Here is a 17,216-nt window from a genome sequence, read left to right as displayed (position 1 = left end):
CCGATGGACTTCCACGTCTCGGACTCGTACTTCGTGGTGGCGCACTTCCACTACGTGGTCTTCGGCACGGTCGTCTTCGCGATGTTCGCCGGCTTTCACTTCTGGTGGCCGAAGTTCACCGGCAAGATGCTGGACGAGCGCCTCGGCAAGATCACCTTCTGGACGCTGTTCGTGGGCTTCCACGGCACCTTCCTCGTCCAGCACTGGCTCGGCGCTGAAGGCATGATGCGCCGTATCCCCGACTATCTCGCCGCCGACGGATTCACCACCCTGAACACCGTCTCCAGCATCTTCTCCTTCCTCCTCGGCCTGTCGATCCTGCCGTTCCTGTACAACGTCTGGAAGACCGCGAAGTACGGCAAGAAGGTCGAGACCGACGACCCGTGGGGCTATGGCCGCTCGCTGGAATGGGCGACCTCCTGCCCGCCGCCACGGCACAACTTCCTCACGCTGCCGCGCATTCGCTCCGAATCCCCGGCATTCGATCTGCACCACCCGGAGATCGCCCACGAGATCGCGGCCATGGCGGACGCCGGCGACACCGCCGCCACCGAAATCGGGGCACGCACATGAGCGAGGGAACGCGGATGGGCAAAGATATGCGGACGGGCGAGGGCGTGCGGAATGCCGGGACGGCGGCGACCGGCGGAGGAATGCGGAAGGCCGCAGAAATGCAGCTGGACCAGGCCGTCAACGAGATCGAGGGATTTCTCCTCTGGGAGGCGGAGAAGGACCGCGCACGCACCCGTGCGAAGGCCTTCTGCGATGGCCTGCCCTGGCTCACCGACACCCAGCGGCGGGAGGTGGAGCTGCGCTACTGCCGGGACCGGCACGAGACTTCGCGGGCCTACCTGGAGCGCATCGCCCAGCGCAGCGCCGCTTTGCGGACCGAGTACCAAGGCGTCTACCAGGCCCTGCGGCGGCGGCTGCTCACCGCGTTCGTGGCGGGCTCGCTGGCGGTGGGGACTCTGGCGGCCATGGCGGCCATCGGCATGAGCGCACGCTGAGCGGGTGACGCCCGCAGATGACCCGCGGCCGTCACCCGTGGCACGTGCGCGGCTCAGTCCGTGACGGTGATCTGGGACGCGGGGTCGGTGGTGTCCCTGACCGTATAGGTGGCGTTGAACGTCGATGTGGTCGCACCGGTCGGGCAGCCGAACCCGCCCACCACCTTCACCGGCACCGACGCGTTGGTGAAGGCGAGGGTGGACGGCGCGCCGTTGGTCCAGGTGCCGTTCACCGTCGTCGCCGAGGTGGGGGCCGCGGTCACCGTGCAGGACGCCAGCCCGCTGGTCCTGAGCACGAACCCGGCGGCCGGGATGGTCAGTCCGGCGGTCACCGGCACCCCGTTCTGCATGGCCACGCCCCAGGTGCCGGTCGTGGTGACGCTCGCGGCGACCCCCGGCATGCTCGTCGTGCAGGAGCCATAGGTCGCCGGGGTGGTGGAACTGCTCACCGGCCCGGCCGGGTTGTGGTTGCCGGGCGAGGCCGGGACCTGCCCACTGGAGACCGAGGTCGTACAAGTGACGGTCACCGGCCCGGCCTTGAAGGTCGCCTTGCCGCTGAGGGTGGCGGTGAAGTGGTGGCCTGCGGGGGTCACGGTGGTGGACGCCGCGGCGCCGGACGGCGTCCCGGCCGGCTGGGCCGTCGCGGGGCTCGTCATGGCGAGGGCCAGGCCGAGGGCCGCGACGCTTCCGGTTCCGGCGGTCCGTATGACGTTCCGGCGGGGCATGCGGCGGGTGGGGTGCGTCGTCGTCATGGCGGTTCTCCTTCTGAGGGGTGAGCCGGAGGAGTGGGTGCGGTGGGTGCGGCGGGCAGCGGTCCGCCCCGTACGCGGACGAAGGCGTGGGGGTACGCGTACGGGCGAGCCGTGGGCGGCAGTTGTCGGGCAGCGGGTGGCGCGCAGGAGGGGGCTAGGGCTCGCAGGGCGCGGGTGTGCCGTCGCCCGGCGCGGCGGGCCCGGGGTCCCCGGGGGCGGCGGGTTTCCCGGCGGCTTCGGGTTCCGTCGGCGCGACCGGCTGCCAGGCGAAGATCATCGAGCCGCCGAGAATCCCGATGACGGTGCCGATCAGAAAGCCACCGAGGTTGGACATCACCAGCGCGGCCGCCGCACACAGCACGGTGAGGACGCCGGCGAGCCCTCGGTAATGCGGCGCGAACCACGCCGAGAGTCCCATCACGATCATCACCAGCCCCATGAGGACCGAGGGGATACCGGCGATCCCCTGTTGCAGCATGATCTTCAGCGGCGCCAGGGGGATGGCGCAGATCTCGGCGCCGGCGACGACGGTGGCCAGCCCGCCCCAGAAGGGCCGTCCCCTCCGCCAGCGCCGCCAGGTCAGAAGCATTCCTTCTTGCCCTTGGAGATCTTCATGTTCAGGCCGGACAGCTTGAAGGTCCCCGCGTTGGTGGCCCAGGCGGTCTGCCGCAGCTTGCTGATGCTGACGTCGTCGGCCTGCTGGGCGAAGAGGTCCTGCATCCCCTGGGCGCCGTCCGGTCCCTTGTCGAGCGTCGAGGCGTCCCGGCCGATCTCGATCCGGTGGAAGGACGCGTTGCCGGAGAGCTGGGTGGCGTCCACGAAGAGGTCGGTCGCCTCCACGGGTGTGCTGCCGGTTCCGGCGCTGAGATTGAGCGAGATGTCGCCGACGACCGGAAGATGGGTGACGACCGACTGGCACAGATGGTTCAGCTGGGCGGTCTTGATGGCCGTGACGGCGACCGGCAGGAGATCTCCCCTGGCGTTCGCGTCCACACTGCCGTACTGGGCGAAGCCGTCGCCTTTCAGGCTGTCCGCGGAGACCTTGAACTGCTGTCCCGAGACGGCGAATGATGCCGCCAGTGCCCCGTTGGCCAGGGCGATGCCCAGAGCGGCGGTGCCGGCGAGCGCCGGGACGGACAGCACGGCGAACTTCCGCCAGCTGATGCGTCCCGTGACCGGTCTGCCGTGTGCGTCCTTCATGGTGATATGTCCCCTTCGAAGAGCGGTGGAGCGCGCTGTCGAAACATGTGGGGGGATGCGTGGGCACAGGGTTGCGCATGGCGCTGGAGGGGTGCGGGGAAGCCGGGGGCGCATGGGGGGAGCGTGCGGCTCGGGCGCAGACGGTGCCGATCGGTGCGCGCATGGGTGAACTGCCGTGTGTTACTGGCGAGTTGAATGTAAGTCCGCCAATGACAGCTGGCAAGGTTGAGGGGGGAACGTTTTCGGACATACCGCTGGTCCGGCTTTCCTCCGGTCCGGCTTCATGTATATGGGCGCGGGCTGACGCCTCATTCGGGTGGGCGGCCACTGCGGATTGGCTGCCGCCACGGCCCGATGGCCACTACGGGCGGGCGTAGGGGCGGCCGCCCATGGGGCACGCGCCGACGGGACGCCCACCCCCATGATCGGGATGAGCGCCCCACCCGTATGCCGGCACGCCTCCGCGCCGCCGCCCTCTTGGCGCGCGGCGCGCGCAGCCGTCAGCCGTAGTGAACCTGCAGCTCCTTGACCCCGTTGAGCCAGGCCGAGCGGAGCCGGCGCGGGCCGCCCGCCAGCGAGATGCCGGGCATGGCGTCCGCGATGGCGCCGAAGATCAGGTTGATTTCCAGCACCGCGAGGGATTTGCCGAGGCAGAAGTGGGGACCGCCGCCGCCGAACCCCAGATGCGGGTTGGGGTCCCGGGTGATGTCGAAGACCTCCGGGGCGTCGAACACCTCCGGGTCGTGGTTGGCGGAGGAGTAGAAGATGCCCACCCGCTGCCCCTCCTTGATCTCCGCCCCGCCCAGCTCGGTGTCCTGGGTGGCGGTGCGCTGGAAGGAGACCACCGGGGTGGCCCACCGCACGATCTCCTCGGCCGTCGTCGCGGGGCGCTCGCGCTTGAAGAGCTCCCACTGCTCGGGGTGGGTGAGGAAGGCATGCATCCCGTGCGTGATCGCGTTACGTGTCGTCTCGTTACCGGCCACCGCCAGCAGCAGCACGAAGAAGCCGAACTCGTCGGAGCCGAGGTTGCCCTCGTGCTCCGCCGCCACCAGTTGGCTGACGATGTCCTTGGCCGGGCACTCCTTGCGCTCGGCGGCGAGGTTCATCGCGTACGAGATCAGCTCCGTGGCCGCATTGAGGCCGACCTCTTCGGTGATGGCCAGTTCGGGATCGTCGTACGCGACCATCTTGTTCGACCAGTCGAAGATGCGCGCCCGGTCGTCCTGCGGGATGCCGATGAGTTCCGCGATGGCCTGGAGCGGGAGTTCGCAGGCCACGTCGGTGACGAAGTCCCCCGAACCCTTCCGGCGCGCCCCGGCGACGATCTGGGCCGCCCGGTGGCGCAGCGCGTCCTCCAGCGCCCGGATCGAGCGCGGGGTGAAACCGCGCTGCACGATCTGCCGGACCCTGGTGTGCTCGGGCGGGTCCATGTTCAGCATGATGAGTTTCTGTACGTCGATTTGGTCACGGGTCATGGCCGCGTTGAACCGGATGATCGACGTATTGAGGTTCGCGGAGAAGATCTCCGGCTTGGTGGACACCTCTTTGACGTCCGCGTGACGGGTGACGACCCAGTACCCGTCGTCATTGAAACCGGCGATGCCGTGCGGCTGGGCGTTCCACCACACGGGCGCGGTCCGCCGCAGCTGGGCGAACTCGGGGAGCGGTACGCGGGACTGGTAGACGTCGGGGTCGGTGAAGTCGAACCCGTCGGGCAGCGCGGGACATGGCATCGGCGACTCCTGGTCCATCCGGGACGTCTGACGGTTCATCAGATTTGGGTCCGCGGTGAAGGTAATGACGAGCTCTGCAAGTGGCAAGGGGTGCGGCGACTCCGGTTGTGGGTCAGGGTGTTGCACGCCTCTTGCGCCCCGGAGGACGCCTCATAAGACTGTTTGTAGAAGTAGAACGCGTACTAGTTCTTCTTCCGTGGGTGCCGGGACATCCGCGGACGCGAGGAGAGGACGAGTCAGTCATGGCCGCGGAACCCGTCATCGTCGAAGCAGTACGCACCCCCATCGGCAAGCGCGGCGGTGCGCTCGCCAATCTTCACCCCGCCTATCTCCTTGGTGAGACCTACCGCGAGCTCCTCGCCCGTACGGGCATCCAGCCCGACTGCGTCGAACAGATCGTCGGCGGCACCGTCACCCACGCCGGCGAACAGTCCATGAACCCGGCACGCAACGCCTGGCTGACCATGGGCCTCCCGTACGAGACCGCCGCGACCACCGTGGACTGTCAATGCGGATCCTCCCAACAGGCCAACCATATGGTCGCCAACATGATCGCGGCTGGAGTCATCGACATCGGCATCGGATGTGGCGTCGAGGCGATGTCCCGGGTGCCGCTCGGCAGCGGCTCCAAGCACGGCCCCGGCAAACCCTGGCCCGATGAGTGGAACGTCGATCTGCCCAACCAGTTCGAAGCGGCCGAGCGCATTGCCCGCAACCGGGGGCTGACCAGGGAGAACGTCGACTCCCTCGGCCTGATCTCCCAGGAGCGGGCGGCCGCCGCCTGGGCCGAGGAGCGCTACAAACGGGAGACCTTCGCCGTCCAGGTGCCCACCACGGAGGACGAGCAGGCCACAGGCCAGGGCATGTGGCGGCTGGTCGACCGTGACGAGGGCCTGCGCGACACCGGCATGGAGGCGCTGGGCGGCCTCAAGCCCGTCATGCCCACCGCCGTCCACACTGCGGGCAACTCCTCGCAGATATCCGACGGCGCCGCCGCACTGATGTGGGCCTCCAAGCGCATGGCACGCGCCCTCAAGCTCAAGCCACGGGCCCGCATCGTGGCCCAGGCTCTGGTCGGCGCCGATCCGCACTTCCACCTGGACGGCCCCATCGACGCCACCCGCGCGGTGCTCGGCAAGGCCGGCATGTCCCTCAAGGACATCGACCTCGTCGAGATCAACGAGGCCTTCGCCTCCGTCGTGCTGTCCTGGGCGCAGGTCTTCGAACAGGACCTGGAGAAGGTCAATGTGAACGGCGGCGCCATCGCCCTCGGCCACCCGGTCGGTGCCACCGGTGCCCGGCTCATCACCACCGCACTCCATGAACTCGAACGCCGCGACAAGGAGTTCGCCCTGATCACCATGTGCGCGGGCGGGGCACTGGCGACGGGGACGATCATTCAGCGGCTGTAGGCGTTTGGTCGCGGCGGATGTGGATGCGGGTGCGGGTGCGGGTGCGGGTGCGGGCGCGGGGCCGGGTCCGGCGGCCGTCCACGGCGCGCGGGGAGGGAGGCGGGGGTGGACCTAACTCCCCTCCCCGACCTGGGGAAAACTGCAACTGACTTGGGGAGAGAGCTGTATACCGCGAGGCTCGCGATCTCCCTACCGTCGATGACATGACGAACAGAGCACCGCGACGGCATCCCTCCGTCTCCATTTCATCCCCTCGAAGCCTCCTCCGCTCCGGCCCGGTCCGGCACCGCGAGGCGACGACGACGCGTCCCCCGTGGCCTGGCCGTCGGCGCCGCGTGACCGACACCTGGTACCAAGAGCTGAAGCACCCTTCCGGGGCACTGCTGAAAGCGGTCCGTGCCAACGACCGCACCTGCGACGGGAAGCCGGGCCGGGGTGTGCGAATAACTCTCTACTCCGCCACCGACGACCGAGACGTTCCGATAGCCGACGCTCGTACCTGCGCACGGGAGCCGGCCGGCCACGGCACCAAGGCCACGGTGGTCGACCACGGTGCCGCTGCCGACCACCACACGGCATTCCTGCGCTCACAGCCGTCCATCGCCTGCTTGCTGCCCGTCGCCCGCTGACACGGCCCGGAAGGCCAGGGACGTACGCGAGGACAGAGGCGGCCTGCGGGGCCCAGGGAGCGGGCCCCCGCGCGCCGGTCACCCGGTGGCGGCCCCTCGCGTCGGACCGGGATCGGGGGTGAAGGAGGCAGGCACGTCGAAGGCCGCGCGGCGGGTGGCGCGGCGGAGGGCCCTGAGGACGGTGCCCCCGAGGGTGCAGGTGAGGACGACGGTGACCAGGGCCCGGGGGAGGTCCCAGCCGAGGGAGGTGGCAAGGCAGTAGGCGAGGTAGCGGGCGAGATTCTGATCGAGCGGATCGCCGGGGACGAAGGAGACCCCTGAGGCCAGTCCGGCGATATAGGGCCAGCCCTGGAGGTTCATGACCAGACCGTAGAGGACGGCGGAGACGGCTCCGTAGACGGCGAGCAGGGCGAGTTCAGCGCGCCCGCGCAGCCGGGCCGGGCCCGGCAGCAGCCCCGCGCCCATCGACACCCACCCCATCGTCAGCATCTGGAACGGCATCCAGGGACCGACACCGCCGGTCAGCAGCGCCGAGGCGAACATCGCCACGGAACCCAGGACGAACCCGAACCCGGGCCCGAGGACCCGCCCCGACAGCACCATCAGGAAGAACATCGGCTCGATACCGGCCGTCCCCGCGCCCAGGGGGCGCATCGCGGCCCCGGCCGCGGCCAGTACGCCGAGCATGGCGATGGCCTTGGAGTCCAGACCGGTGTCGGCGATGGTCGCCACGACCACGGCGAGCAGCATCGGCAGCAGCGCGGCGAACAGCCAGGGCGCGTCCTTGGAATGGGCGAGTCCGGAGGCGGAGTCGGCGAGCAGCGGCCAGCCGAACGCCATCACGCCGATCGCCGAGATCAGCGCCAGGGCGGCGACGGAGCGCGGACCGAGCCGAACGGCACGCGCCTGGCGGCCGGAGCCGGGGCGGCCGGAGTCGGGGGGGCCGGAGCCGGGGTGGCCGGAGCCGAGACCTCCGGAGCCGAGACCTCCGGAGCCGTGGTTACCGGAGCCGGGCCGGTCGGGGTCGGAGCCGGGTGTGGGGTCCTCCGGGCGGGCTGAGGGGACGGTCATGGGCGGGCCTCCAGGGCGCGGGCGACCTGGGGAACGGTCAGCCAGGGCAGTGGGGCGAGGACCTTGGCGACCTGGGGCGCGAAGGAGGGAGAGGAGACCACGACCTCGTCGGTCGGGCCGTCGGCGACGATCTCGCCGTCGGCGAGGATGACGACACGGTGCGCCAGTTCGGCGGCGAGTTCCACGTCATGGGTGGCCAGGACGATGGCGTGACCCTCGTCGGCCAGGGTGCGCAGCACCTCGATCAGACGGGCCTTGGCGGCGTAGTCCAGGCCGCGGGTGGGCTCGTCGAGAAGGAGCAGTGGTGGACGGGCGGTCAGCACGACCGCGAGGGCAAGGGCGAGCCGTTGGCCCTCGGACAGATCACGGGGGTGAACGGATTCCGGGACATCCGGCAGCAGCCGCGCGATCAGTTCCCGGCAACTGCCCGCGGGGGCGCCCGCGTCCTGGTCGGCCGCGATGCACTCGGCGGCGACGGTGTCCGCGTAGAGAAGGTCACGCGGCTCCTGGGGCACCAGCCCGACATGCCGCAGGAGGGTCCGGGGGCTGGTGCGGTGCGGGACGGTGCCACCGACCCGCACCGTGCCGGAGGACGGCTCATGCATCCCGACGAGAGTGGTGAGCAGGGTGGACTTCCCCGCACCGTTGCGTCCCATCAGAGCGATCGTCTCGCCGCCCCGCACGGTCAGATCCACCCCGTGCAGCGCCTCGGTCCGCCCCCGGCGCACACCGAGCCCGGAGACCTCCGCGGCAGCACGCGAAGAGCCGGCGGCCCCCGAAACACCGGCGGCCCTAGAAACACCGGCGGCCCCCGAGGCGTCGGCGGCACCCGAAGTGGCCGGTGTGCCGCCCGCGTTCCTTCGCGGCCCCTGCGGTGGGACGTCCGCCAGCCGCTCGCGCAACGGAGCGGCCTTGCGGCGGGCGTCGCGGACAGAGAGGGGGAGGGGAGACCAGTGGGCGAGGCGGCCGAGGGCCACGACCGGGGGGTGGACGGGGGAGACGGCCATGATGTCGGCGGGTGCGCCCATGACGGGGGGCGCGCCCGGAGAAGGAAGGAGGATGACCTGGTCGGCGTACTGGACCACGCGCTCCAGCCGGTGTTCGGCCAGCAGCACCGTGGTGCCGAGGTCATGGACCAGCCGCTGGAGGACGGACAGCACCTCCTCGGCGGCGGCGGGGTCGAGTGCGGAGGTCGGCTCGTCGAGGACCAGGACCTTGGGGTGGGTGGTCAGGACGGACCCGATCGCGACCCGCTGCATCTGGCCGCCCGAGAGCGTGCCGATCGCACGGTCGCGCAGCTCGGCCAGGCCCAGCAGATCGAGGGTCTCCTCGACCCGGCGGCGCATCACCTCGGGGGCGAGGCCGAGCGATTCCATGCCGTAGGCGAGTTCGTCCTCGACGGTGTCGGTGACGAAGTGCGCCAGTGGGTCCTGGCCCACGGTGCCGACGACATCGGCCAGTTCGCGCGGCTTGTGGGTGCGGGTGTCCAAGCCGTCGACGGTGACCCGGCCGCGCAGCGTGCCGCCGGTGAAGTGCGGGACGAGGCCGCAGACGGCGTTCAGGACGGTGGACTTGCCGACGCCGGAGGGGCCGACCAGAAGACACAGTTCGCCCTCGGGGACGGTCAGGTCGACGTCCTGGACGGCGGGCGCCGCGGCATCGCCGTAGGTGACCGAGACCTGCTCGAACCGGATCACTGGGTGGGCTCCTTCATATGCGGGTCGACAGCAGAGGCACGGCGGCGACGCTCAGGGGCGGCGGCACGGGACCCGGTACGGTCCGCGCTCGACGGGAGCGGGGCGACGAACGCGGGCAGCAGCCCCACCAGGACGGAAACGGCCGGCCAGAGAGGGAGGACGGGGGCGGTGAGCGGGACGGCGGGCGGATGCAGCGCGGCCGGCGCATAGTCGCTCGCCCAGACCATCAGGGCGGCGACGGCCATACCGGAGCCCGCGACCAGCCAGGCGCGAGCGCCCCACCGCTCGGGCCGGTAACGGCTGCGCACCGACCGGCGGCCACCGAGCCACAGCCCGGCGAGCGCCGCCGCCAGCCCGGCGACCAGCAGCGGCAGCCCGTAACCGCCGCCGGTGTCGCCCAACAGCCCATAGGTCCCGGCGCAGACGCCGAGCAGCCCGCCGAGGGTGAGCACGGACGTGGTGTGGCGGACGGAGGGCGGAACCTGGGCGCTGCGGCCGTAGCCCCGTGCGTCCATGGCGGCGGCCAGCGCCACCGACCGCTCCAACGCGCCCTCCAGCACGGGCAGTCCGACCTGGAGGAGCGCCTTGACCCCGCGGTCGGGACGCCCGCGCAGCCGGCGGGCGGCGCGCAGCCGCTGGACGTCGGCGACCAGATTCGGTGCGAAGGTCATCGCGACGACGACCGCGACGCCCGCTTCGTACAGCGCGCCGGGCAGGGACTTCAGCAGCCGGGCGGGATTGGCCAGCGCGTTGGCGGCGCCGACACAGATGAGGAGGGTGGCCAGTTTCAGCCCGTCGTACAGGGCGAAGACCATGCCCTCCGCGGTGACCCGGCCGCCGATCCGGACGCCCTTCGCCCAGTCCGGCAGCGGCACTTCGGGCAGGGTGACGAGGGTGTGCGTACCGGGGACCGGCGAGCCGAGGAAGAAGGCGAAGACCAGCCGGACGGCGATCACGACCAGCCCGAGCTTGACGAACGCGCCGTACGAGCGGGCCCACGGCGCATCCGTGCGACGGGCCGCGACCACATAACCGGCCACCCCCACCAGCAGCCCCAGCAACAGCGGGTCGGTGGTGCGGGAGGCCGCGGTGGCCAGGCCCAGCGCCCACACCCACCAGGCGCCGGCGTGCAGCGCGGTGGTACGGGTCGCCTGCGGGGCGCTCATCCGCGTCGGCGGCGTGCCTGCCACACCGCTGCCGCACCCAGCACGACGACGGCCGCGACCCCACCGAGCAGCCCGGCGGACGGCCCGCCGTCACCGCTCCCGCCGCCCCCGTCCTTCGCACCGTCACGGTCCCCCGCCGCCCCCGCGGAGGACGCAGCCGAAGTCCCGGACCTCTTCGCCCCGTCCCGCGATCCGCTCACGGCCTCCGCGCATCCCGCCTTCGGGTAGCCGGCGATGGCGCACAGCAGGGCGTTGGCGTCATAGCGCAGCCGCCGGGCGACCGCGGCCAGCGCCTCGCCCGCCGAGGCGTCCTCCGGCACCCGCGCACACTCCGTCCTGGCCTTCGGCGGCCGTTCGCCGCCGGGCGCGTCCGCCGTGGTGCCGAAGTCCAGGACGATGCCGATCCGCTTGCGGCCGTCCTCGGCCGGGGTGTTCCGGCAGATCGCGTCGAAGTCGGCGGCCGCGCGCGGCTTTCCGGCCGCGGCGGAGTCGGCGCCGACGGTGAAGCGGAAGCCCTGGACCGCTCCGTCGGCCGGCCGCAGCGTGGCCGGCCCTTCGGTGGCATACGTCCAGGAACTGCCCTTGCCGTCCCAGAACGACCAGTAGCGGTACTCCTGCGCCTGCGCGGGCCCGGCGGCCAGGCCGGTGACCGTACCGGCCAGCAGCACGGCCGCGGCGATCCTGGTGCGCCGCATCAGAGCCGGCTCTTCTTACGGCCGCTCAGCAGGAACCCGATGCCGGCGCCGAGGGCGAGACCGACACCGATGACCCACCACATGCCCATCCCGCCGCCGTCCGAAGCGTCGTCCCCGGAGTCCTTCGCGGGTGCGGCGCCCGGCTTGGGGCCGGTGGCGTTGAGCGCGGCCACCAGGTCGGTGCCGCCGAAGGAGCGCGGGTCGGTGCCGGTGGCGTGCGCGGCCAGCACCAGCTGCGCGTACGCGGCGGGGCCGCTCTGCTTCGCCCAGTCCGCCGCGTTCTTCTCCAGCCACTTCAGCGGCTTCGCGGCGGCGGCACCGTGCCCGCCGGCCGCCAGCGCCACCACGGCGTCGGCGGTGTTGCCGACATCGGGCTGCTTCTCGGCGCCCGGCATCGCGGACAGCAGATGCTGCCCATTCTTGTCGAGCTGCGCGACGAGGTAGGCGGCACCGCCCTCCGCGGCCTGCCCCGGATCGCCCTTGCCCGCCTCATCGACCTTCTCTGCCTGCTTGTCCCCGCCGTCCTTGCAGTTCAGCGCCTTGACCGGGGTGTTGGCCCGCGGGCCGGCGGGCGCGACGACAAAGCCCTTGCCGAGCGCTCCGGTGGCGGCGGCCGCGGTGGCGTCGGCGTTCGGGGCGGCGCCCTTGAGCTGGAAGGTGAACGCGCCGCGCTCGCCCTCCTTCTCGTCGCAGCCCAGCTGGAAGGTGAGCAGCCCGTCGTAGGGGGTCTTGCCGCCCTTCTTCGACGTCACCGACTGCGGCTTCTCACCCGCCGCCGCGAGCGCGCCGATGACCACGGACGTGGAGTTGGCGTCGCTCGCCGAACCGGGCATCGAGCTCCAGCCGCCGTCGTCGTTCTGCACCGACTTCAGCCAGTCCACGGCCTTCTTCACGGCCTCGCCGTGCCCGCCGAGCGCGGCCAGCGCCTGCACCGCGGCGGCCGTCTGATTGGTGTCCCGCATGGTCTTGGCGTCACAGGCCTTGCCGGGGTCGGCGCGGAAGGCGGTGAACGCGCCGTCGGCGCACTGCTGCCCGGCCAGCCAGCGCACGGCGGACGCCGCGGGCCGCAGCCCCACCGAGTCCTGCGCCAGCAGCGCGAGCGACTGCCGCCAGACCCCGTCGTACTTCGGGTCCGTGGTGCCGTAGAGGCCGTCCGGCAGCTTCTTCGCGGACGCGGACGGGGACTCGGCGGCGTACGCGGCGGGGGCAGCGGCCGCGCCCAGCACCACCGCGGCGGCCAGCGCCGTGGCGGCGCGGCGCGCCAGGAAGGCGACGGGGTGCGTCAGGGGGGCCTGGTGAGCCATGGAAGCCATGGGGGCCATCGGGTCGGTGCCTCTCGGGTCGGGTCGCGGCGATGTACGCAGCCGCGCTCGGCCGGCCACCCGCGCGCCGATCCCAGGGATCATGGACGCGGTGGCACCGGGCTCAGCTCCGTATACCTCGACGGTGCCGCGCACCGGCCGTCCCTGTGGCGGACGTTTCCGGTGGCGGGAGCCTTGGTTGTGCCCCTTCGGGTGCTCCGGCTCGTACGGCCGCCCCCGCCGGGCCGGCCGGCGCCTGCGGAGGGTCCGTTCTCACGGTTGCGGGTCAGCGCCGGATTTCCACCGGCTTTCCCCGATCGGGTACGGATGAAATTGTCCCGCACACCTTAACCGGCACCCGTAGGGCGCTCGCTCGCACGTACGAGCCGGCGGAATCAGCCGCGAGCCGGGCGGATACGAACCGGGCGTGCGAACCGCCCCTCCCACCGAACCGCCCCTCCCACCGAACCGCCCCTCCCACCGAACCGCCCCTCCCACCGAACCGCCCCTCCCACCGAACCGCCCCCGCCCGCCGCACCGGAACCGCCCACCACCGAACCGGCCCGCCCGCCGGATAGCCCCCGCCCTCACACCGCGCGATACCGCACCGGATCGGACCCCGGCACCCACTCCGCCCGCCCCAGCTTCACCAGCCGCCGCAGATGGGCCTCCGCCTCCGATACGGCGATGTTGCGGGAGCCGTAAGGAATCTGCTCCCAGGGCCGGTTCCACTCCATGGCCACGGCCAGCTCCCATACGGTCCGCGGTTCCCGGAGCAGGTCCCGCAGCCGGGCCAGCCGCTCCTCGTGGTGGGCGAGCAGCGCCCGCACCCGCCCGCCGGCGTCGGTGAAGGCGTGCTGGTGCGCGGGCAGCACCTCGGCGGGCGCGAGCCGGCCGACGCGTTCGAGGGAGTCGAGGTAGTCACCGAGCGGATCGGCGTCCTCGCCCGGGCTCCCCATGCCGTGCGGGCCGGGCGGCCCATCGTCACCGTCCGGAGCCTCGTACAGGCCGATGTGCGGGGTGATGCCGGGCAGCAGATGATCGCCGGAGAACAGCCGGCCGAAGCCGGGGGTGCGCGCCGAGGGATGCTCCTCCTCCAGGTGGAGGCACACATGCCCGGGGGTGTGGCCGGGCGTCCAGATGGCGCGCACCCGGCGCCCCGGCAGGCCGAGGAGTTCACCGGGGTCGATCCCGCGGTCCGGCAGCGCGGCCCGCCGGCCGGGCAGCTTCCGGCCGCCCCCGGTGGCGCGTGCGGTCCGCAGGGGTGCCAGATGCTCGTCCGGTGCGCCCGCCGCCGTGAGCTTGGCGAGCAGGTAGTCGAGCCACTGGCCCGGTTCGGCGGCGCGGGTGCGGCGGACCACCGCGGTGTCGGCGGCATGCATCGCGATCCAGGCGCCGGAGGCCTCCCGGACCTTGGCGGACAGGCCGTGGTGGTCCGGATGGTGGTGGGTGATCAGGACGCCGTGGAGGTCGGTGAGGGCGAATCCGCAGGCGGTGACGCCGGCGACGAGGGTGTCCCAGGAGTCCGGGTCGTCCCAGCCGGTGTCGATGAGCACCGGCCCCCGGTCGGTCTCCAGGAGGTGGACGAGGGTGTGACCGAGCGGGTTGTCCGGGATGGGGACGGCGATGCTCCACACCCCGCCCTTGTGGTCGGTCACCTGTGTGGTCATCCCGGTCCCCTTTCGGTGTGCCATACACCCGGTACCCGGCCTCACTATAACTAGAACTGGTTTCAAAGTGTCCTGAAGTGCCCTGCCCGCGCGGTGGAGTCGGGATTCGGTCGGCGCCGTGGACTCCTCCAACTAGAACTGGTATCAGTTCCTGATGCGGTGCGGGGGACCCACCCCGCCGCATCAGCACCCGATGGTCTGCCGGCACACGCGTCCCCCGTACGTCGGCAACGTCCCACGCACGTCAGCAACCACCGGAACCGGCAGGGATCGCCGGACAGGCGGCCAACCCGCAGGAGGCGGCAGCGATGAGCGACCTCGTCGAGCACGGAAAGCTCTACATAGGCGGTGAGTGGGCCGACCCGGCCGGCCGGGACACGATCGAGGTCGTCTCGCCGCACACCGAAGAGGTCATCGGCCGGGTACCGCACGCCTCGCGGGCCGATGTCGACCGTGCGGTGACCGCGGCCCGTACGTCCTTCGCGTCCGGGGTGTGGGCGAACGCCCCGCTGGCGGACCGGATCGCGGTGGTGGCCCGCATCAAGGACGCCTTCGCGGCCCGCAGTGAGGAGATCGCCAAGGTCATCAGCGCGGAGAACGGCACCCCGTTCACCTCCGGCGTCATGGTGCAGTCGCTGGCCGCGATGCTGGTGTGGGACGCGGCGCTCACGGTGGCCCGTGACTTCCCGTTCGAGGAGCGCCGCAGCGGGGTGCTCGGGCAGCTGCTGGTGCGCCGGGAGCCGGCCGGTGTGGTCGCGGCCGTGGTGCCGTGGAACGTCCCGCAGTTCACCGCCGCCGCCAAGCTCGCGCCGGCGCTGCTGGCCGGCTGCTCGGTGGTGCTGAAGGTGTCGCCGGAGACGCCGCTCGATGCGTACCTCCTCGCGGAGATCGCCACCGAGGCCGGGCTGCCGGACGGCGTGCTGTCGATCCTGCCCGCGGACCGCGAGGTGAGCGAATACCTGGTCGGGCACCCGGGCGTGGACAAGGTGTCGTTCACCGGCTCTGTGGCGGCCGGCAAGCGGGTCATGGAGGTCGCGGCCCGCAACCTCAGCCGGGTCACGCTGGAGCTCGGCGGCAAGTCGGCCGCGGTGATCCTGCCGGACGCGGATCTGGACGCGGCGGTGGCCGGGATCGTGCCGTTCGCCTGGATGATCAACGGCCAGGCCTGTGTGGCCCAGACGCGGATTCTCGCCCCGCGCGGCCACTATGACGAGATCGCCGAACGGTTCACCGCGGCGGCCTCGGCGCTCACCGTCGGCGACCCGCTCGATCCGGCCACCGAGGTCGGCCCGCTGGTCGCCCGTCGCCAGCAGCAGCGCTCACTCGACTACATCGCGCTCGGTCAGCGGGAGGGCGCCAAGGTGCTGACCGGCGGCGGCCGCCCGAAGGGGCAGACCACCGGCTGGTACGTCGAGCCGACGCTCTTCGGCGAGGTGTCCAACGGCATGCGGATCGCCCGCGAGGAGATCTTCGGCCCGGTCATCTGCCTGCTGCCGTACGACGACGAGGCGGAGGCGGTGCGGATCGCCAACGACTCCGACTACGGGCTCTCCGGCTCGGTGTGGACGGCCGATGTCGACCACGGCATCGAGATCGCCCGGCAGGTGCGCACCGGTACGTACTCGGTGAACACCTTCAGCATCGACATGCTCGGTCCGTTCGGCGGCTACAAGAACTCCGGTATCGGGCGGGAATTCGGGCCCGAGGGCTTCGGCGAATACCTGGAGCACAAGATGATCCATCTGCCGGCGGGTGCCTGATGGGGGACCGCTGGGAGGTGGTGGTGGACCGGAACGTCTGCATCGGGTCGGGGATGTGCGCGGCCGCGGCCCCGGACGGCTTCCGGCTGGACTCGGCCCGGCAGTCGCACCCGGTGGCACCGGAGACGGACGCCGCCGAGAACGTGCTGGCGGCGGCCGAGGGGTGCCCCGTGGAGGCGATCACCCTCACCGTGGCCGACAGCGGCGAGGCGGTCTTCCCTCCGGAGGAGTGAGGGGCGGGCCCGGGGTGCGGGGCGAAAGCCCCGGGGCGGGGCCCGTAGGGGGTGTGGGGCGGTGTCCCGTAGGGGGCCGGTGGGCCCCTTGCGGGCCAACTACCCGCAGCGGCGGCGGAGTTAACGTCCGCTTCCGGGGCGGGGCCCACGCTCACCGGCGGGGGGGCGGAGTCAGCGCCCGCGGACCGTGAGGGACCGGCGAGTCAGCGCCCCCGCTCCGGCGATGTGACCTCGATCAGCCGGCACACCGTCTCGATGTCTATCTTCACCTGGGCGATCGAGGCCCGGCCCGACAGCCAGGTGATCAGGGCCGAGTGCCAGGTGTGCTCGATGACCCGGACCGCGGAGAGCTGTTCGGGGGTGGGCGGGGCGTCCAGCCCCATCGCGTCCAGGATGATCGCCGTCGTCAGCCGGGACACGGTGTCCACCTCCGGGCTCACCGACCGGTCCGCGAAGGTCAGCGCGCGCACCATCGCGTCCGCCAGATGCGGTTCGCGCTGCAGCGCGCGGAAGGCCCGCATCAGGGTCTGGGCGACCCGCGCGCCCGGGTCCTGTTCCGACGGCGGGCGTTTGCGCAGCGTCTCGTGCATGTGCTGGAGCTGGTCCTGCATGGTGGCGACCAGCAGATGCACCTTGGAGGGGAAGTAGCGGTAGAGGGTGCCGAGGGCGACGCCCGAGGACTCGGCGACCTCGCGCATCTGCACGGCGTCGAAGCCGCCACGGGACGCCAGCTTGGCGCTGGTGTGCAGGATGCGGCGGCGCCTGGCCTCCTGACGCTCGGTCAGGGGAGGACTCGCGGGAAGGGTCGGTCTGGCCGCCTTGGATTCCGTAGTCATATTTCCCATTCCGTGGCATTCCGTCCGCGATGCGGCGAGTGCCGGTGGTGTGCT

The 17,216-nt window shown here is 71.8% G+C and carries 17 protein-coding genes and 1 riboswitch; of the genes, 6 read left to right on the top strand and 11 right to left on the bottom strand.

The genetic code is table 11. The features are described 5' to 3' along the window. Both ACFW5B_RS29935 and ACFW5B_RS29930 read left to right on the top strand, forming a co-directional pair. Window positions 1-573: cbb3-type cytochrome c oxidase subunit I (locus ACFW5B_RS29935; RefSeq protein WP_386446310.1), on the top strand; the 573-nt coding region annotated here is incomplete at its 5' end. A 98-nt stretch (window positions 574-671) separates the two neighbouring features. Next, on the top strand, window positions 672-1,007 hold the full coding sequence (locus ACFW5B_RS29930; protein ID WP_386446307.1) for a hypothetical protein: 336 nt from the start codon (window positions 672-674) through the stop codon (window positions 1,005-1,007). Window positions 1,008-1,060: 53 nt separating this feature from the next. Here ACFW5B_RS29930 and ACFW5B_RS29925 read toward each other — a convergent pair whose 3' ends face one another. From ACFW5B_RS29925 to ACFW5B_RS29910, 4 genes are all read right to left on the bottom strand, one after another. Next, the gene (locus tag ACFW5B_RS29925) at window positions 1,061-1,759 is read right to left on the bottom strand and encodes a hypothetical protein (RefSeq protein ID WP_386446304.1); all 699 of its coding nucleotides are present in this window, start codon (window positions 1,757-1,759) and stop codon (window positions 1,061-1,063) included. A 154-nt stretch (window positions 1,760-1,913) separates the two neighbouring features. Further along, window positions 1,914-2,348 carry a DUF6114 domain-containing protein gene (locus ACFW5B_RS29920; protein WP_386446301.1) on the bottom strand — a complete coding sequence of 145 codons (435 nt, stop codon included), beginning with the start codon at window positions 2,346-2,348 and terminating at the stop codon, window positions 1,914-1,916. Next, window positions 2,339-2,959 (bottom strand): DUF6230 family protein, encoded by a 621-nt coding sequence (locus ACFW5B_RS29915; RefSeq protein WP_386446298.1) that lies wholly within the window; start codon window positions 2,957-2,959, stop codon window positions 2,339-2,341. Before ACFW5B_RS29915 ends, ACFW5B_RS29920 begins: the two co-directional genes overlap by 10 nt. Before the next feature lie 500 nt (window positions 2,960-3,459). Further along, window positions 3,460-4,692, bottom strand: a complete 1,233-nt coding sequence (locus ACFW5B_RS29910; protein WP_386446317.1) for a cytochrome P450 — start codon at window positions 4,690-4,692, stop codon at window positions 3,460-3,462. Window positions 4,693-4,934: 242 nt separating this feature from the next. Between ACFW5B_RS29910 and ACFW5B_RS29905 the strand changes: the two genes are divergently transcribed. Both ACFW5B_RS29905 and ACFW5B_RS29900 read left to right on the top strand, forming a co-directional pair. After that, on the top strand, window positions 4,935-6,104 hold the full coding sequence (locus ACFW5B_RS29905; RefSeq protein WP_386446295.1) for a steroid 3-ketoacyl-CoA thiolase: 1,170 nt from the start codon (window positions 4,935-4,937) through the stop codon (window positions 6,102-6,104). Window positions 6,105-6,541: 437 nt separating this feature from the next. Then, window positions 6,542-6,733 (top strand): hypothetical protein, encoded by a 192-nt coding sequence (locus ACFW5B_RS29900; protein ID WP_386446292.1) that lies wholly within the window; start codon window positions 6,542-6,544, stop codon window positions 6,731-6,733. Between the two features lie 78 nt (window positions 6,734-6,811). On the opposite strand, the gene ACFW5B_RS29895 is transcribed toward ACFW5B_RS29900, so the two are convergent. The 6 genes from ACFW5B_RS29895 to ACFW5B_RS29870 form a co-directional block, all read right to left on the bottom strand. Further along, window positions 6,812-7,804 carry an ECF transporter S component gene (locus ACFW5B_RS29895; RefSeq protein ID WP_386446289.1) on the bottom strand — a complete coding sequence of 331 codons (993 nt, stop codon included), beginning with the start codon at window positions 7,802-7,804 and terminating at the stop codon, window positions 6,812-6,814. Further along, window positions 7,801-9,501, bottom strand: coding sequence for an ABC transporter ATP-binding protein (locus ACFW5B_RS29890; RefSeq protein ID WP_386446286.1), 1,701 nt, complete (start codon window positions 9,499-9,501; stop codon window positions 7,801-7,803). Before ACFW5B_RS29890 ends, ACFW5B_RS29895 begins: the two co-directional genes overlap by 4 nt. Then, a complete protein-coding gene (locus ACFW5B_RS29885; RefSeq protein WP_386446283.1) occupies window positions 9,498-10,667 on the bottom strand; it encodes a CbiQ family ECF transporter T component in 1,170 nt (389 codons plus the stop codon). The genes ACFW5B_RS29890 and ACFW5B_RS29885 overlap by 4 nt, the downstream gene beginning before the upstream one ends. Then, window positions 10,664-11,362 carry an SCO2322 family protein gene (locus ACFW5B_RS29880; RefSeq protein ID WP_386446280.1) on the bottom strand — a complete coding sequence of 233 codons (699 nt, stop codon included), beginning with the start codon at window positions 11,360-11,362 and terminating at the stop codon, window positions 10,664-10,666. The genes ACFW5B_RS29885 and ACFW5B_RS29880 overlap by 4 nt, the downstream gene beginning before the upstream one ends. Continuing rightward, window positions 11,362-12,684, bottom strand: coding sequence for a prenyltransferase/squalene oxidase repeat-containing protein (locus tag ACFW5B_RS29875; protein ID WP_386446277.1), 1,323 nt, complete (start codon window positions 12,682-12,684; stop codon window positions 11,362-11,364). The genes ACFW5B_RS29880 and ACFW5B_RS29875 overlap by 1 nt, the downstream gene beginning before the upstream one ends. 169 nt (window positions 12,685-12,853) lie before the next feature. Next, window positions 12,854-13,014: riboswitch (cobalamin riboswitch) on the bottom strand. A 236-nt stretch (window positions 13,015-13,250) separates the two neighbouring features. Further along, on the bottom strand, window positions 13,251-14,333 hold the full coding sequence (locus ACFW5B_RS29870) for an MBL fold metallo-hydrolase (protein WP_386446274.1): 1,083 nt from the start codon (window positions 14,331-14,333) through the stop codon (window positions 13,251-13,253). Window positions 14,334-14,641: 308 nt separating this feature from the next. Here ACFW5B_RS29870 and ACFW5B_RS29865 point away from each other — a divergent pair, with 308 nt between their 5' ends. Together ACFW5B_RS29865 and ACFW5B_RS29860 are read left to right on the top strand one after the other, a co-directional pair. Continuing rightward, the gene (locus tag ACFW5B_RS29865; protein ID WP_386446271.1) at window positions 14,642-16,093 is read left to right on the top strand and encodes an aldehyde dehydrogenase; all 1,452 of its coding nucleotides are present in this window, start codon (window positions 14,642-14,644) and stop codon (window positions 16,091-16,093) included. Beyond that, window positions 16,093-16,326: a ferredoxin gene (locus ACFW5B_RS29860; RefSeq protein WP_386446268.1), complete on the top strand. Its 234-nt coding sequence runs from the start codon at window positions 16,093-16,095 to the stop codon at window positions 16,324-16,326. The genes ACFW5B_RS29865 and ACFW5B_RS29860 overlap by 1 nt, the downstream gene beginning before the upstream one ends. Before the next feature lie 203 nt (window positions 16,327-16,529). Here the strand turns inward: ACFW5B_RS29860 and ACFW5B_RS29855 are convergent, their stop codons facing one another. Further along, complete coding sequence (locus ACFW5B_RS29855) at window positions 16,530-17,162, bottom strand: TetR family transcriptional regulator (RefSeq protein WP_386446265.1); 633 nt, start codon at window positions 17,160-17,162, stop codon at window positions 16,530-16,532. Window positions 17,163-17,216 lie beyond the last annotated feature (54 nt).

The organism is Streptomyces sp. NPDC058773, from assembly GCF_042746015.1.
Classification (GTDB): domain Bacteria; phylum Actinomycetota; class Actinomycetes; order Streptomycetales; family Streptomycetaceae; genus Streptomyces.
This window is presented reverse-complemented; position numbering and strand designations above follow the sequence as displayed.